Source organism: Stenotrophomonas sp. STEN035 (genome assembly GCF_056759935.1).
In genome coordinates, this window is record NZ_JBRRDY010000016.1 from 50,241 (window position 1) to 65,821 (window position 15,581).

The window sequence follows — 15,581 nt, forward strand, 5'->3', positions numbered from 1 at the left end:
CACAGGAGGTGTCATGGGATTTCGTTTTCAGCGGCGTATCAGGCTTGGTGGTGGTTGGGGGCTCAATGCCAGTGGTTCCGGCGCATCGCTGAGTCATCGCTCACGGCATGGTTCGGTGGGTACGCGCGGTTTCAGTCTGCGTACGGGTATTCCGGGGCTGAGCTTTCGCCAGAGCTGGGGTAAGAATGCCGGTGTCATGGCCGTGCTTGTACTGTGCTTTGTCGTGCTTGCCGCAATTGTAAAAGTGTTGCTCCATCTGCTTCCGCTGGTATGGCAATGCCTGGCGTGGGTGGTGCTTACGGTCTATGACCTGTGTCGGTACGGTATCCAGCGGGTGGCTGCCCTGCGCACGCGCTGACCGTGGTGGAGCAACGCCCGGGTCATAACGCAGAACGCCGCCCAAGCCTGGGCGGCGTCCGTTTGTTGCAGCGACTGTGTCGTCAGCGCTGCAGCGTGTTGTCAGGCCAATCAGGCGCCATGGGCCATCTGCACAACGATCAGGCGGCCGCCTTCTTCCTTGTTCAACAGTTGCAGGCCATCGGTGAGCTCGATCTGCCCGCCAAGCGGAATCTGGGTCTTGTTGCTGGCGTCCCATAGCTGCGGCATTGCCTCGTTCTTCAGCCACCACTTGCCTTGGTGAAGCACGAAGTAGCCCAGTCGGCGGCGCAGGTTCTCAGCCAGTTTCTCGTTGGGGAACACGTTCTTGAACATGTGCCAGGAGAACAGCGATTGGTTGCTGTAGACCATCAGCCGGTGGTTGTCTGGCCGGAAGTTGCCCTCCTTGTGCGAGGAGTACAGATTCAGCACCGGCAGGCTGCCCTTGTACGGGGTGCCGCAGAACGGGCAGCGTGGCGAGTTGCTGTTGTCGAAGACATACCACTTCTGCTCGCAGCTGGTGTTGGTGCAGGGCTGCAACAGGTCGACGGTCTTGACCAGCGAGACTTCCCACTCGTCCGCCGAGGGTCGCTGCGTGGTGTTGTGCAGGCCTGTGGTGAACGCGCGTTCGAACAAGGGCGCCAGGTAAGGCCCGGTGACCTTGTAGGAAACCTTGGCCGGATCGCCCCACGGTAGTTGGGAAGCTTTCAGGTCGGCCGGACGGATGCGGTTTGAAGTGTCGGTGGGATTTTCGATCCACAACGCTTTCTCGCCCATGGACAGCTCTTCATCGCGCTGCGGGTCGCCGACGTCATGCACTTTCGGTCCGCGCAATGGATGGCGATACAGCAGATACATGTAGATCAGCACCGACAAGGCGTGCTGATCGGTACGGATGCTGGGCAATACCCGCTGCGGGTCGCCCAGCGCCAGGCGCTGGGTCATCATCACCAACGGGTCGATGAAGTCCGGCGTGCCGGCCACCAACGGCGGGATCTTGCCGGGGACTACCAGGCCGTCGATATCGATCACGCAGGCGGCGCCGCGTGAGGGGTCGACCAGCACGTTCTTGTATGAGAGATCGGAGTGGGCAAGCCCAGCGGCGTGCAGACGGCGCACCGCGCGGGCAATCATCAAGCCGATCTTGAGGTGGGTGCTCCAGTCGCCCAGTTCCTTCGGGTCGATGAAGGTGTTGCGGTTCTTGGCGCTTGCGAACCACTTGCCTTCTTTCTCGCGGCCCTTGATGCCCAGGCTGTCACCGTTGCGGCTGCCCACGGCGAAGAAGAAGTTCGGGTTGTAGAACGGTGCCACCACGCCCAGTCGACCCTGGTGCTCAACCACGCCCGTGGGCCAGCAGAACAGGTCCTTCCAGTAACTGCCGCCTTCCTTGTTGTAGATGCCGTGGCGATAGGTGTCGGCGATCTGGATCAGCCGTTCCTTGGCGCCGGGGTCCTGCTTGTCGCGGAAGAAGGCAACGACATAGTCACGGTTTGGGGAGAAATAGACATCCTTCATGCCTCCCTGTCCCTTCACCTCATCGATGTAGGAGATGTCGCGGCCATCATGGGTTTTGAGAGAAACAATGCTTGCCATAGGTCACCAGATGATTGCGATCGTACGGTCGTCGTGTTCGCCGGGTACCCAGAAGTTGAGCCAGTCGACGAGCTTTTCGGCCAGGTTCTCTTCCACTACCGGGAAGCCGGTATGGCTGACTACTTCGTCCATCAGGGCATCCCAGGCCACACGTTCCTCGAGCGCATTGTCGCTCTTGAATTTCGGGTCGGACACGCCATCGGTGAGCAGCACGATGGACTGCGCTTGATCAAGCACGAACGCACGGGTGCGCTCCCAGAGCTGGTCCTGCTGTACGTAGGCAGCGGCCAGGAAGCGCGTGCCGCCGGAGAATTCACCACCATCGGGCTTGCCGCCCAGATGCACGTCATCGCCGGCGAGGATGCCGATGGCGCCGTCACCGATGCTGTAGCTGCCGATGATGTGCTTGCCAGCGTGCTGCTTGCGCACGGCGATGAGCAGGGTGGTATTCAGATCAGCCAGGCTGACCGGGAGTCCATCGGGGCCGCCTTCATTGGCCAGCACGCTCAGGGTCTTCAGTGCGTCATGGGCGGCATGACCAACCACGGAATAGAACGCTGACTTGAGCGCATCATGTTTCTTGCCGCGTTCCTCGACCGAGGGGGCGGCGATGATGTCGTCGGCTGCCAGCAGCAACGCGGCATCGTTGGCCAGCGCATTGATGATGAAATTACCGGCTGCCTGCGCTGCGCGTCGCGCGCCTTCGCGTGAGTAGCGGGCACTGCCGGCTCCATCGGCGACGATTGCAATCTGCCAGCCGTTGCAGGTGTCGATGAAGAAATCATCGTCGCGGCAGGTGCCTTTGTGCGCGTGCGAGCGACCGCGCTGGCTGGCTGCGACGATCTTCTCGTCGGCCATCAACTTGGCATCCTGATCCGGCTTCCAGAACGGAACGCCCTTGTCCGAAGGCAGGTTCTGCCACAGTGAGCGTGGGTCCGGGGTCACCGTCAGGTTGACTTTGGCAATGCGTACTGGCGCATCCGCCGCTTCATCGCTGAAGCGATACTTCACCTGCAGCTCGAAGTCACCAGCCATCGCCGGCGTGCCTTGAATGCTGGTACTGCCGGGGGCGTGGAACAGGCCCATACCTTCAGGGGCCTGCACGCCGATGATGGTGATCTGTGCGGCAGGCGCGATGACAAACGCGCCTTCATAGGGCTGGCCGGCCTTGGCATTGGCGAGCTGGATTTTCATGTCCGGATAGACCTTTGGTGGAGGCGCCATTGCTGCGACCGGTGCGGCAGTGGCGACCGGAGCGGTAACAGTTGCGGTAGCGGTAGTGGCGATGGCCAATGCAGGTGCAGCGACCGCAAACGCGACAGGTGCTGCGCTTGCAGTCGAATCCGTTGTGCCGGGGGCAAGCTCAGCTTCAGCCGCCACTGCAGGCGCAGCCGCGCTGTTGGTGTCGGCGGCGGTTGCTGTGGGTTCGTTCAGCGCAGGTGTCTGTGTCGCTGCCTGCGCTGATTCGCCCGTCTGTACATCGCAGGCAACTGTGGCGGCTACGTCGGTAGTTGTCGCGACCGCGGTTGCGTCGACAGTCCCTGCCTGCAACGGCTCCGTGGCTGTCTCTGTGGTGTCGAGATGGGAACGCCAGCGCTCCTGCACCGATTGCAGGAAGTCCTCCGCCAGCTTCAGTTCATCGGACGAGCCGATGAAGGCCTGCAGAATTTCGCCATCGTAGTTCTTTGCTTCAGCGGTGGCGGCCAGCATTGCTGCCATCTGCAGCAGCTGCCGGCCATTGTTGCCGGGATCCTTGAATGCCATGTCAGCCTCGTGCCCTGGTTACGTCGAACCCATCACCTTCGCCCTGGCCGAAGTTGCCTTGCTTGTTGCACACCGGGCAGAGCGCCGCGCCGCCACCTGCCAGGCAGATCACCGCACCACAGCTGCACATCGCAAAACCAATCGGGTTGCCGCAATGCGGGCAGCCCGGTGAGCCCAGCAGCTGGTCGCTGTTGATGCTGCCTTCGATGGAGTTGCTCTCGGACCAGTCGTTGTAGTCCTTCTCGACCGGGTACACGCCTGTGAGCAGGTACGGCATCACGTCCAGCGACATGTACTCGGTGCGGATCTGCGAAGGCGACTTCTCGTACTTCATCAGGTACGGCAGCTTCTTCTTGGAACAGGTGGCACGGATGATGGCGAAGTCTTCATCCTGGGTGATCTGCGAGGCCGCCTGTTCGATTTTCTTGAGGAAGCTTTCATCGAACTTGGCCAGGTTCACGCCGCTGTCGCCGGCCATGCCCACGCTTCTGCTCTGTACCGATACCGACTGGCTTACCCAGGTGATGAACTTGTGGAACTGCTGGTCACCACCGTTGGCGAAGTTCAGTACGTTGTCGGTGAACCTGCGCAGTGCGCTCAGGCTGGCGTACTGGCCGATGCCCACCGCGACCAACGAGGAGCGCTGGGCGTAGTGCTTGTTCCAGCGCTCCACCGCCGCATCGATGGCGTCGGTAGGCTTGCCGTCGGTCATCAGGTAGATGATGGGCTTCCAGTCGCCCTTCTGGTCCGGTGTGGTCTTGCGCACCTGCAGGTCGATCTCGTCCATCAGGTGGGTCATCGCCCGGCCGAGGTTGGTACCCGAGCCGACCGGTAGGCGTGGTGGATAGAACGAAGCCACCTCCACCAGCGGCGTCAATGTCCGTGCCTGGCCGGCAAAGCCAATCAGGCTGATATAGACCGTCTCCAACGCCTGGGGATCGGTCTTGAGCATCGAGGAAAGGTTGGCGATCCCCTCCTGCAGGCGACGGTGGTCCTCGCCGATCATGGATTCGGACAGGTCGAGAACGATGAAAACGGGAAGGCGACGCATATGGGGCTCCTTGTTGCCTTCGATGGCTTAGAACACGACCTGGACTTCGGGCGGCGGCGGTGGCAGTTCCACGCCGGTGCTGGCCGCACCGACGCTGCTGCTGCCGGCGGTGACCGCCGTCGACACCCACTGGAAGAAGCTGGAGAACGAGTTCGCATCCATGGTGTCCAGGCTGACCACCCGGTCGGCGAAGGTCTTCAACGCCTCGGCATCGGCCTTGGGGCCGGCTGCGCAGGCGATGATGGTGCCAAAGCCACAGGCCTTGATCTTCGGCACCACTTCCTTGAATGCCAGTACATCGGTGGGCTTGCCATCGGTGAGCACAAACAGCAGCGGGCGCCAGTCGCCCTTGTTGTCGGCACTGGAGCGGCGCACCTCGCGTTGCACCTTGGCGGCGATGAATTCCAGTCCTTCGCCGAGCATGGTGGCCCCCGACTGCGGGCAGACGATGTCCGGTATCGCGGCGGTTTCAATCGGCGTGATCGGCAGAATCTCGGCCACCTCCGAGTTGAAAGTGACGATCGACAGATGCACCGTTTCAAGTGCATAGGGATTCTGGCGCAACGCGGACATCATCGAGCGCAGCCCGATGTTGACCGATTCGATGGGTTCCCCGCGCATCGACCCGGAGGTGTCGGCGAGGAAGTAGATGATCAAACGGCGATCTGACATGGCAATCCCTGTTGTGTACTGCTACGTATCCGTGTGGTGCGCTTCAGATCACAACCTGCACTTCCGGCGGCGGCGGCGGCAGCTCGTTCAAGCCCTTGGTCAGGTCCACGCCGCCGGATTCGATCTTCTGGCTGGAGGTGGAGACCGACGAGCTCACCCACTTGAAGAAGCTCTTGACCGAGTTCGAATCCAGCGTGTCCAGACGCACCACCGATTCGGTGATCTTGGACAGCTCGGTGGTGTCGGCATTCGGGCCGGCCGCGCAGGCAACGAACGTGCCGATCTTGGCGTTGCGGATTTCGTTGATGCCTTCCTGCAGGTTGTCGGTTGGCGCACCGTCGGTCAGCAGGAATACCAGCGGCTTCCAGTCACCCTTCTGTTCCGGTGAACTCTTGCGGACATCGCGCTCGATGGAGCGGGCAAGCTCCTTCAGTGCTGCGCCCAGTGCGGTGGTGCCGCCGGCCTTGAAATCCGGTGCCTGGATCGAGACCAGCTCGGTCAGCGGGACCACGGTCTGGGCGGCGTCGGAGAACGTGATGATGCTGATGTATGCCGTTTCCAGCGCATAGGGATCCTGGCGCAGCGAGGACAGCATGGTCTGCACGCCGGTGCGCACGGCTTCGATGGGCTCACCGAGCATCGAGCCGGAGACATCGGCCAAGATGAAGACTGGAAGACGACGCATTGTGTAGCTCCTGTTATGGGCCCAGGGCCCGTTCTGCAAAGGGTGCGGTAAGTAGGTTCAGTGGCGCACGCGTGCGCAGCGCTAGCTGGCTCGCGGGAGACTGCGGTATGGGGCGGGTGCCTGGGACGGCCCGTTGCTGCATGGGCCGGCGATGGTCGCGGCAGATGCAAGCCAGTTGCGTGGCGGCGTGTGCCGGCCAGGTGCCAATGACGCACGTTGCGAACTGCGCGGCTGGGCAAGGGCAGGGTATGGCGGCCGCTGCTTGCTCGCCTGTGCCAATGGCGGGGCCAGTCCTTGCGGCAGCGGGTACCGAGATGGCGACGGTCGTGCGGACGTTGGTCGGCTTGCGTGGCAGCAGAGCGCCCACGACGTGACTGACAACAGACATGCCCCCCCGAGCGTTGCGATAGGTGTCAGTTGCTACCCCCCGAGTGGACACCTTTGAAAGGGTCGCCAGCCGGCGCCAACGTATTGGCGGACACTGCCCGGTTATGGGGTGCAATAGCGAAGCGTCTACCGTCATCTCCTTATTGACTTAGCTTCATCGGATCCAATCTTTTGAACCGTATCACCCGGCAATTGCGAATTCAATGCTCGCTTGACAGAAGGATTCTGGCCCTCGGATACTTGCGGGAATAAACCGGTTTTTTCGGCCTTTCTAATTCAGGGAAGAGTAGATGCGACACTTTGGGCTTTCCATTCTCATTACCATCGTGTGTCTGGTGTTGGCGTACTTATGGGGTGGGCCCAAGGCAGTAGTCATTACCGCCATCCTCGGTGTGCTGGAATTGTCGTTGTCGTTCGACAACGCCGTGGTCAATGCCGCCGTATTGCGTGGTTGGGACAAGTTCTGGAAAACCATCTTCCTTACGATCGGTATCCTGGTCGCGGTTTTCGGCATGCGCCTGTTGTTCCCGCTGCTGATCGTCTCGCTTGCCGCCGACATGTCCTTGATGGATGCCTGGAACCTGGGTCTGAAGAACCCGGAGGAATACTCCAAGCACCTCACCGAGCACCATGCCGAGGTCGCTGCGTTCGGTGGCGTGTTCCTGCTGCTGGTATTCCTCAATTTCCTGATCGACGAGGAAAAGGACCTGCATTGGCTGGGTTGGATGGAGAAGAAGGTCGCCGCGCTGCATAAGCTCGACACGGTCTCCATCTTCATTGCGATGATCGTGCTGGTGCTTTCGGTTGAGTTCCTGGTGCCGGAAGCAAGTCAGTTTGCCGTACTGTTCTCTGGTGTCTGCGGCATCCTGGTCTACATGGGTGTCAAGGTGATCAGCGGCCTGTTGGAGTTTGGTGAGGGCGGCGACGCGATCATGAAGGGTGGTATCGGCGGCTTCCTGTACCTGGAAGTGCTGGACGCCTCGTTCTCCTTCGACGGCGTCATCGGCGCATTCGCGATCACCAACGACATCGTGATCATCATGCTTGGCCTGGCAATCGGCGCGATGTTCGTCCGCTCGATGACCATCTATCTGGTCGACAAGGGCACGCTGGACCAGTACGTGTTCCTTGAGCACGGTGCGCATTACGCCATTGGTATCCTCGCCGCGATCATGTTTGTCGGCATGAAATTCCACGTGCCGGAGCTGATCACCGCGCTGCTGGGTGTTGCCTTCATCGTGGTCTCGATCTGGTCTTCCATCCGCTACCGGAAGAAGAACCCGCCAGAGGCGCTGGCCAGCGCTGACGAAGCCTGATTCCACGATAGACGCAGGGAGTGCGGTGGTATGGGCGTCAGCCTCGTTAAAGGTGGCAACATCAGTCTGTCCAAGACCGAGCCCAGCCTCAGCCAGATTCTGATCGGGCTGGGCTGGGACGCCAGGTCTTCGACTGGAAGTGATTTCGATCTGGATGCCAGCCTCTTCATCGTCGATGAAAGCGGCAAGGTACCTTCGGATGCGCATTTCATCTTCTACAACCAACTGCTGTCGCCATGCGGCTCGGTGGAGCACACCGGTGACAACCGTACCGGTGATGGCGATGGCGACGATGAGGCGCTGAAAGTGCTGCTCCACCAGGTGCCGGCCGCGGTGAAGCGGCTGGTGGTTGCCGTAACCATCCATGACGCGCATGCGCGCCAGCAGAATTTCGGCCAGGTGTCGGGTGCTTTCATGCGCATCGTCAATCTCGACAACGATGCGGAAATCGCGCGTTTCGATCTGTCCGAAGACTATTCCACCGAGACCGCGATGGTCTTCGGCGAGGTATATCGCCACAACCAGGAATGGAAATTCAAAGCAGTCGGGCAAGGCTATGAAGGTGGCTTGGCCGCTTTGTGCGCGCAGCACGGCGTGGACGTCAATTGATCTAAATAACCAACAAGGAGTCTGGTATGGCTATTTCGTTGCAGAAAGGCGGTAACGTAAACCTGTCGAAGGAAGCACCTTCGATGAAGAATATTCTGGTCGGCCTGGGCTGGAACGCCCGTGCCACCGACGGCGCCGGCTTCGATCTCGATGCCAGTGCTTTCCTGCTGCAGGAGAGTGGCAAGGTCGGCTCCGATGCAGGCTTCATCTTCTACAACCAGAAGGCTTCGCCGTGCGGCGGCGTGGTGCACCTGGGTGACAACACCACCGGTGAAGGCGACGGCGACGACGAAGTAGTCAAGATCGACCTGTCCAAGCTGGCTGGCGACGTGCAGAAGGTTGCCTTCTCGGTGACCATCCACGACGCCGAATCGCGCCGCCAGAACTTCGGCCAGGTGTCTGATGCCTACATCCGTCTGGTTGACGAAGCCAGCGGCCAGGAAGTGGCGCGCTACGACCTGTCGGAAGACGCATCGGTGGAAACCGCAATCACCTTCGGTGAGCTGTATCGCCACAATGGCGAATGGAAGTTCAAGGCCGTTGGCCAGGGCTTCCAGGGTGGCCTGGGCCCGATGGCCCGCAACTACGGCGTCAACGCCTAAGACCACTGACGCCGCCGCGCCCGGATCAAACCCGGGCGTGGCCGGCGTGATCGCATCAAGGATGCATGCTGTGGCCGAGTTCACTGTTCTTGGGGACATAGATCCGTTTCTTCATATCTCACTGCGTCAGGGCGAGCGGGTGTACGCCGAGTCCGATGCGATGGTGATGATGGAAGCGAATCTCGAAATGCAGGGCCGCATGACCGGAGGGCTGATCAACAGCCTGGCGCGGCGCCTGGTAAACAACGAATCCTTCTTCCAGCAGGAGATCGTCGCCACTGGTGGTGCCGGTGATTGCCTGTTGTCGCCGGTATTGCCCGGCTCCATCGAGATTCTCGATGTAGGCCAGCGCAGGTACACGATCACCGATGGTGCTTTTGTCGCCGCGGAAACCTCGGTGGAGCTGCGCGCAAAGATGCAGGGGATCGGCAACGCGCTGTTTGCCCAGACCGGCGGCTTCTTCGTGATGGAGGCGCAGGGGCAGGGCCGGCTTGTGGTCTCGGGCTTTGGCAGCGTCTATTCGATAGATGTCGAGCCCGGCAAGGACATCATCATCGACAACGCACATGTCGTGGCCTGGGACAGCAACCTCAACTACAGCATTTCCGCTACCAGTCTGCGTAGCGGGCTGTTGTCAGGACTGGTCTCCTCGGTGACCAGCGGCGAGGGTTTGGTGTTGAAATTCAGCGGGCAGGGCAAGGTTGTGCTCTGCTCGCGCAATCGCGACAGCTATGTGCAATGGCTGGGCAAGCGCGTGGGCAAGGGCGGTACTGATCGGCGCGGTTGAACCGTTGCCGCTATGGGATTGCTGCATCAATCAAACGGGCTGCTGCCCGCACAAGGAGAGTTTGAACGTGTCTATTAGTCTTTCGAAAGGCCAGAAAATCACCCTTGAGAAGCAGGGGGGCGGTGCGTTGACGCAGGTGTTCATGGGCTTGGGTTGGGATGTTGCCAAGAGCGGCTTCCTGGGCAGCCTGTTCGGCGGCGGTGGCGGCATCGATCTGGATGCGTCCTGCGTGATGTTCGACGCAAACAAGCAGGTAGTGGACACCGTCTGGTTCAGTCAGTTGGATAGCGTGGACGGTTCGATCCGCCACTCCGGTGACAACCGCACCGGTGATGGCGACGGCGATGACGAAGTCATCCACGTGGACCTGAGCCGGGTGCCGGCACACGTCGAGAGCCTGGTGTTCACCGTCAACAGCTTCACCGGTCAGACCTTCGACCGTGTCGCCAACGCGGTGTGCCGCCTGGTCGACAAGGGCAACAACAAGGAAGTCGCACAGCTGAACCTGAGCGGCGTGCGTGGCAGCCACACCGCCGTCATCATGTCCAAGGTCTACCGCCACAACGGCGAATGGAAGCTGCACGCCATTGGCGAAAATGCGTCCGGCCAGACCTTCGCACAGCTGCTGCCGCGGATTATTCCGCACCTGTAAATCTGGATACATCGGCGGCCCCGTTCTGGGGCCGCATTCTTTTTGCCTGTTTCTCCAGTGACGGCAGTGCCCGCGCACGCAAGAGACGCTCAGCCAGGACGCGGCGCATTCCATGCAGCAGATCACCATTTGGTTCAACCGGACCTTCAGCCATGTTCGTCCAGCGATCGAGCTGATTCATGCGGCTGACTCGGAACAACGCTTCCGCACCATATGCAGCCATGACAACCCGAACTTCCCCGGCTTCTCGGCGGCGTCGTACAGCGAGCTCGAGCCGGCCGATCTGGACAGCGAAGCCTACGTCGACTATTGCTTGGATTTCTGCCAGCGCAACCACGTGGACATTTTCTATCCGGGTCGTGGTGCCGGCGCGATTGCCCTGCGCCGTGCCGAGTTTGCCGCGCTCAATACGCGCTTGATTCTGGTTGCCGATGATGCCGCGCTGACAGCGCTGGAAGAGAAGGCGCAGTTCTATCTGGACCAGGCCAGTGCGGAAGTGCCCGGCCCAGAAACGATCATGGTGCAGAGCTACGCCGAGTACCAGCAGGCCCATGCGAGCCTGCGCGGCAAGCATGCAGCGCTGTGCATCAAGCCATCGGTGGGCGTGTACGGGATCGGCTTCCGTATCATCGACGAGCGCCGCAAGGCCCTGGATCACATCCTGAGGGGCATTGATTTCCACGTCGCCAGCGACGACCTGGACCGTGAGCTGTCCAGTATGCAGAGCTTCAAGCCGCTGCTGGTCATGCAGTACCTCAGTGGCCACGAGTACAGCGTCGACTGTCTGGCCAGTGATGGCAGGTTGCTGGTGGCGGTGGCGCGGCGCAAGGAACGTGGTGCCGGCGCGGGCCAGACCATCGTTGACGATCCGTTGATCGTGCGCGCGTGCCAACGCCTGGCGCTCGAGTACGGGCTCAACGCAATCTTCAACGTGCAGTTCAAGGAAGACGGGGAAGGCCGTCTGCGCGTGCTGGAGATCAATGCACGCATGTCCGGTGGCTCGGCGATGGCCTGTCTGGCCGGCCCCAACCTGCCGCACCTGGCTGTGTTGGACGCGCTTGGTGAGCTGGACCAGCAGCGCATTCCGGCAGTGAAGCATGGTCTGCGGGTTGGCGAGTATCGCCAGGCGGTGGTGCTGCCGGAGGCGCAGTCGGCATGAGCAATGTCGCCATGGAGGGCGTTGTCGGAGCCGCCGCACATCTGCAGATGGAGTTGCCGACGGGGCATATTTCCATCCAGCTTGATGCGGGCTCAAGGCGCACGGATATCGCCGATTACGTTGGTTTTGCCGCGCGTGACAACGCCAAGCGCGGCTACCTGTTCGTCAGCAAGGTGCTGGGCAAGCACTATCCGGTGGCACCGTCGCGCATGCGCGCAGTGCATGACGAACTGGCCGGCTTGCTGGATGTGGCCGGCACCGAATCAGTGGTGTTCATCGGCATGGCCGAAACTGCGACCGGTCTTGGACATGGCGTGTTCGAGGCATTCAAACGCAATCAACCCGACGTTGCAGCGTTGTATGTGCATTCCACGCGTTACTGGATGGACGAGAGGACACTGACGTTCGAGGAAGGTCACAGTCATGCGCCGAACCTGTGCCTGCACCTGCCGCAGGACGCCGCCAGCATGCAGCAGCTGCGCGGCTGCAGCGTGCTGGTGCTGGTGGATGACGAGCTGAGTACCGGCAATACCTTCGTCAATCTCGCGCAGGAGTATCGCAGTCACTTTCCGCAGATCGAGCGCATCCATGTGCTGACGCTATGCGACTTTTCCGGCGGCCGCGCTCGCGACGTCATCCAGCAGGGCGCTGCGCTGGCGCGGGTCGAAGTGTCGGCATTGTTCCGCGGCAGCCATAGCTTCCGCGCCATGGGTGCCGCGCTGGCTTCGCCACAGTCGAGCGCGCAGCCCAGGTGCTTCCGTTATCCGCAACTGACCGGCAACTTCGGGCGCAGGCCGGTGGCGGCGGCGCTGGTGGTCGCCGATGTGCAGGGCGAGCAGATCGTGCGCGAAGCCTTGCAAGGCAAGCAGTCGGTGCGGATGGTTGGTACCGGCGAGTTCATGCACGCCGCGTTCGTGCTGGGTGCTTGGCTGGAGCAGCGCGGATTCGAGGTGCGGGTGCAGTCGACGACGCGCTCGCCGATCATGCCTGGCCATGGTGATATCCACAGTGTGGTGCCGCTAGCCGACCATTATCAGGAAGGCGTGCCTAACTTCTTCTACAACGATGGCTTGTTCCAAAGCGACCAGACCCTGGTGTGCTGCGAAGGCGAGGCCAACGCTTCAACGCAGGCGCTGGCCGCAGCATTGAACGCGCGCATCGTCGAGTTCACTTGTCAGGGAGGCTGCGTTGAACTTTCTGTTCTGTGATCTTGACGACACCTTGTTCCAGAGTCGGCGTAAAACGCCGGCTGGCACTGAGGTTGCGGTCATGGCGCACGGGCCGCAAGGTGATGCCAACGGCTTCATGACCCAGCGCCAGCATGATGCGTTCGTCAGCCTGGGCGGGTTCGCTACCCTGATTCCAGTGACTGCGCGCGATGGTGACGCCTATCGCCGGGTAAGTCTGCCCGCGGTGCCGTATGCGGTGATCAACCATGGCGGGGTGATTCTGGATGCGTGCCTGCAGCCCCTGCCGGAGTGGCATGCGCGGGTGGCCGCCGAGGCGGACGCGGCGCGGGGTTGGCTGGAAGAACTGCATGCGCGCGCACTGCACATGATCCAGACGTCGGCGCTGAGCACCACCAGCCGCATCATCGGTGACTACGGTCTGCCGTTCTATTGGCTTGCCAAGTACCGTGGCGAGCATGCCGACCATCTTGATCATATGCAGGAGGCCCTGGTTGCACCGTTCGTGGCCCAGATGGGCGGGGAGGTCTGGGTGCATCGCAACGGCAACAACCTGGCGGTTCTGCCGCGGACCTTGCAGAAGTCACATGCCGTGCGCTTCCTGATCGAACACCTGCGTGAGCAGCATACGCATGCGGTGACCTGGGGCATGGGTGACAGCGAGTCGGATATTCCATTCCTTCTGGAATGCGACTACCAGATATCCCCGCGCCGCAGCCAGATCGCGGCGATTCTCGAGGAGCGACTACCGTGAGTTTCCACGGCAGCTATCGTGCCGAAGATGTCGAGTTCCTGCTGACGCCGATCCAGCTGACGCAACTGCACGACGTTGCAGACAAGGAACAGCTGATCCAGAGCGGCGCGCGCCACTACAGCGAGATGCTGACCCCGGAGCAGCTGCCCACTGCCCAGTACATGCAGCTGTTTGATGACGCGCTGCAGCGCAATGGTCAGCGCATGGCCACCGATTGCTTGCAGCTGTGCGCGGATCTTGCTGCCAGCGTGCGTGGCGAAATAGTAATTGTCTCTTTGGCGCGCGCGGGCACGCCGGTGGGCGTCATTCTCAAGCACCTGCTGCAGCGCAGATTGCAACGCGACTGCAGCCACTACTCGGTCTCCATCATCCGCGACCGCGGCATCGATGCGGTTGCATTGGACCATGTGCGTGCACGCCATACCGATGCCTCCATCATCTTCGTCGACGGCTGGACCGGCAAGGGTGTCATCAGCCGCGAACTGCGGATGGCCATCGCCGACTACAACCGGACCCGCGGCGCGGCATTGGCCGACGGCCTGTATGTGCTTGCCGATCTTTGCGGGGTTGCTCATCACGCTGCCTCCTACGAGGACTATCTGATTCCGTCGGCGATACTCAATTCAACGGTCTCAGGACTGGTCAGTCGCTCCATCCTGAATGACCAGATAGGGCCGGAACAGTTCCATGGTTGTGTCTACTTCGATCAGTTTCGCAGCAACGATCTATCCGTGGCGTTCGTCGAAAGAATCGTAGCCCTGGGCATGCAGGTGCCGGTGCCTGCGCCGTCGCCATCGCTGAGCGGCCAGGCTGCGGACAAGCAGCGCTGCGCGGCGGTGTCGGCCAGCTATATGCAGCGGGTGTGCGACCAATACGGAATTGCCGATCTCAATCTTGTGAAGCCGGGCATCGCCGAGGCAACGCGGGTGTTGCTGCGGCGCTTGCCGGACAGGTTGATCCTGCGTGACGAAACGCAGGCTGATGTGGCCCATCTCAAGCGCCTGGCGCTGGAAAAGGGAGTGGCCGTGCAGTGTGATCCTGACCTGCCGTACAGCGCGGTGTCCTTGATCAGGAGTGTGGCCAATGGACATTGACCTGCACTTCGGTGCATCGCTGTATGTACCTGGCACCCATCCGGACCTGGTCGCCATCGCTGCCGGGGCCAAGCTGGAGGGCGTGCGCAACCTGATCTTCTGCATGGAAGATGCGGTTGCCGATCACGAGCTGGAAGCGGCGTATGCGAACCTGGCGCAGGCGTTGCGTGGCATACAGCGGCGGCCTGGGCTTGCGCGCTACCTGCGCCCGCGCGATCCGCAATCCCTGTCGCGCGTACTGGCCTTGCCAGGAATTGCGGCCATTGATGGATTTGTGCTGCCGAAGTTCGGCGCTGCCAACGTATCCGCGTTTCTGGACCCATTGCTGGGCACGGCCTACGCGGTCATGCCCACCCTTGAAACCGTGGATGCATTTGACGAACGGCTGATGCGTGAGTTGTGCACCTGCCTGCTGGCACATCCGCAACTACAGCGGATTGTCGCGTTGCGGATCGGTGGCAATGATCTGCTGTCGCTGTTGGGCATGCGGCGGCCGCGCGGGATGACCATCTATGAAACGCCAGTCGGCGATGTGATCTCTTCGTTGGTACGCGTATTCAAGCCGGCAGGTTTCCAGCTCACATCACCGGTATTCGAATACTTCGAAGACGAACACACGCTGGCGCGTGAGTTGCAGCGTGACCTCGCACACGGGTTGTGCGGGAAGACCGCGATCCATCCCGGCCAGGTGGAGATGATCGAGCGCTATTTCCAGGTGTCCGACGAAGATGTGGCGCTGGCCAGGCTGATGGTCGATGGCAGCAGCGCCGGCATCTTCAAGATGCACGGCGCGATGTGCGAACCGGCGACGCACCGTCGCTGGGCGCAGGAAGTGCTGGCGCGTTCGCGCCAGCTGCAGGGGAAGCTGGGGAGCTGACGCAGCGCCCCGGCTCT

At 61.4% G+C, this 15,581-nt stretch carries 16 protein-coding genes; 11 read left to right on the top strand and 5 right to left on the bottom strand.

Features of this window, described 5'->3' with window-relative positions:
* The first annotated feature begins 13 nt into the window (after window positions 1–13).
* Window positions 14–358: a DUF4236 domain-containing protein gene (locus ACVOLL_RS10495; protein ID WP_481512861.1), complete on the top strand. Its 345-nt coding sequence runs from the start codon at window positions 14–16 to the stop codon at window positions 356–358.
* Window positions 359–468: 110 nt separating this feature from the next.
* Here ACVOLL_RS10495 and ACVOLL_RS10500 read toward each other — a convergent pair whose 3' ends face one another.
* Genes ACVOLL_RS10500 through ACVOLL_RS10520 form a run of 5 tightly spaced genes read right to left on the bottom strand, consistent with a single transcriptional unit; the run spans window position 469 to window position 6,140 of the window.
* Window positions 469–1,968, bottom strand: a complete 1,500-nt coding sequence (locus ACVOLL_RS10500; RefSeq protein WP_481512862.1) for a lipopolysaccharide kinase InaA family protein — start codon at window positions 1,966–1,968, stop codon at window positions 469–471.
* A 3-nt stretch (window positions 1,969–1,971) separates the two neighbouring features.
* The gene (locus tag ACVOLL_RS10505; RefSeq protein ID WP_481512863.1) at window positions 1,972–3,732 is read right to left on the bottom strand and encodes a protein phosphatase 2C domain-containing protein; all 1,761 of its coding nucleotides are present in this window, start codon (window positions 3,730–3,732) and stop codon (window positions 1,972–1,974) included.
* 1 nt (window position 3,733) lies between these two features.
* Window positions 3,734–4,783, bottom strand: a complete 1,050-nt coding sequence (locus tag ACVOLL_RS10510; protein WP_481512864.1) for a TerY-C metal binding domain-containing protein — start codon at window positions 4,781–4,783, stop codon at window positions 3,734–3,736.
* A 27-nt stretch (window positions 4,784–4,810) separates the two neighbouring features.
* Complete coding sequence (locus ACVOLL_RS10515) at window positions 4,811–5,455, bottom strand: vWA domain-containing protein (RefSeq protein WP_154354630.1); 645 nt, start codon at window positions 5,453–5,455, stop codon at window positions 4,811–4,813.
* A 43-nt stretch (window positions 5,456–5,498) separates the two neighbouring features.
* Window positions 5,499–6,140, bottom strand: coding sequence for a vWA domain-containing protein (locus ACVOLL_RS10520; protein ID WP_481512865.1), 642 nt, complete (start codon window positions 6,138–6,140; stop codon window positions 5,499–5,501).
* Between the two features lie 677 nt (window positions 6,141–6,817).
* Here ACVOLL_RS10520 and ACVOLL_RS10525 point away from each other — a divergent pair.
* The 10 genes from ACVOLL_RS10525 (at window position 6,818) to ACVOLL_RS10570 (ending at window position 15,564) form a co-directional block, all read left to right on the top strand.
* Window positions 6,818–7,843: a DUF475 domain-containing protein gene (locus ACVOLL_RS10525; protein WP_481512866.1), complete on the top strand. Its 1,026-nt coding sequence runs from the start codon at window positions 6,818–6,820 to the stop codon at window positions 7,841–7,843.
* A 30-nt stretch (window positions 7,844–7,873) separates the two neighbouring features.
* On the top strand, window positions 7,874–8,452 hold the full coding sequence (locus ACVOLL_RS10530) for a TerD family protein (protein ID WP_481512867.1): 579 nt from the start codon (window positions 7,874–7,876) through the stop codon (window positions 8,450–8,452).
* Window positions 8,453–8,478: 26 nt separating this feature from the next.
* Window positions 8,479–9,054: a TerD family protein gene (locus ACVOLL_RS10535; protein ID WP_004146770.1), complete on the top strand. Its 576-nt coding sequence runs from the start codon at window positions 8,479–8,481 to the stop codon at window positions 9,052–9,054.
* Between the two features lie 61 nt (window positions 9,055–9,115).
* Window positions 9,116–9,841: a TIGR00266 family protein gene (locus tag ACVOLL_RS10540; protein ID WP_481512868.1), complete on the top strand. Its 726-nt coding sequence runs from the start codon at window positions 9,116–9,118 to the stop codon at window positions 9,839–9,841.
* Window positions 9,842–9,908: 67 nt separating this feature from the next.
* Complete coding sequence (locus ACVOLL_RS10545; RefSeq protein ID WP_481512869.1) at window positions 9,909–10,493, top strand: TerD family protein; 585 nt, start codon at window positions 9,909–9,911, stop codon at window positions 10,491–10,493.
* A 112-nt stretch (window positions 10,494–10,605) separates the two neighbouring features.
* Entirely contained in the window at window positions 10,606–11,652 is a 1,047-nt protein-coding gene (locus ACVOLL_RS10550) for an ATP-grasp domain-containing protein (RefSeq protein ID WP_481512870.1), read from the top strand.
* A complete protein-coding gene (locus ACVOLL_RS10555; protein WP_481512871.1) occupies window positions 11,649–12,860 on the top strand; it encodes a phosphoribosyltransferase domain-containing protein in 1,212 nt (403 codons plus the stop codon). Before ACVOLL_RS10550 ends, ACVOLL_RS10555 begins: the two co-directional genes overlap by 4 nt.
* Window positions 12,841–13,593, top strand: coding sequence for an HAD family hydrolase (locus ACVOLL_RS10560; RefSeq protein WP_481512872.1), 753 nt, complete (start codon window positions 12,841–12,843; stop codon window positions 13,591–13,593). Before ACVOLL_RS10555 ends, ACVOLL_RS10560 begins: the two co-directional genes overlap by 20 nt.
* Complete coding sequence (locus ACVOLL_RS10565; protein WP_481512873.1) at window positions 13,590–14,687, top strand: cysteine protease StiP family protein; 1,098 nt, start codon at window positions 13,590–13,592, stop codon at window positions 14,685–14,687. The genes ACVOLL_RS10560 and ACVOLL_RS10565 overlap by 4 nt, the downstream gene beginning before the upstream one ends.
* The gene (locus ACVOLL_RS10570; protein ID WP_481512874.1) at window positions 14,677–15,564 is read left to right on the top strand and encodes an HpcH/HpaI aldolase/citrate lyase family protein; all 888 of its coding nucleotides are present in this window, start codon (window positions 14,677–14,679) and stop codon (window positions 15,562–15,564) included. The genes ACVOLL_RS10565 and ACVOLL_RS10570 overlap by 11 nt, the downstream gene beginning before the upstream one ends.
* Window positions 15,565–15,581 lie beyond the last annotated feature (17 nt).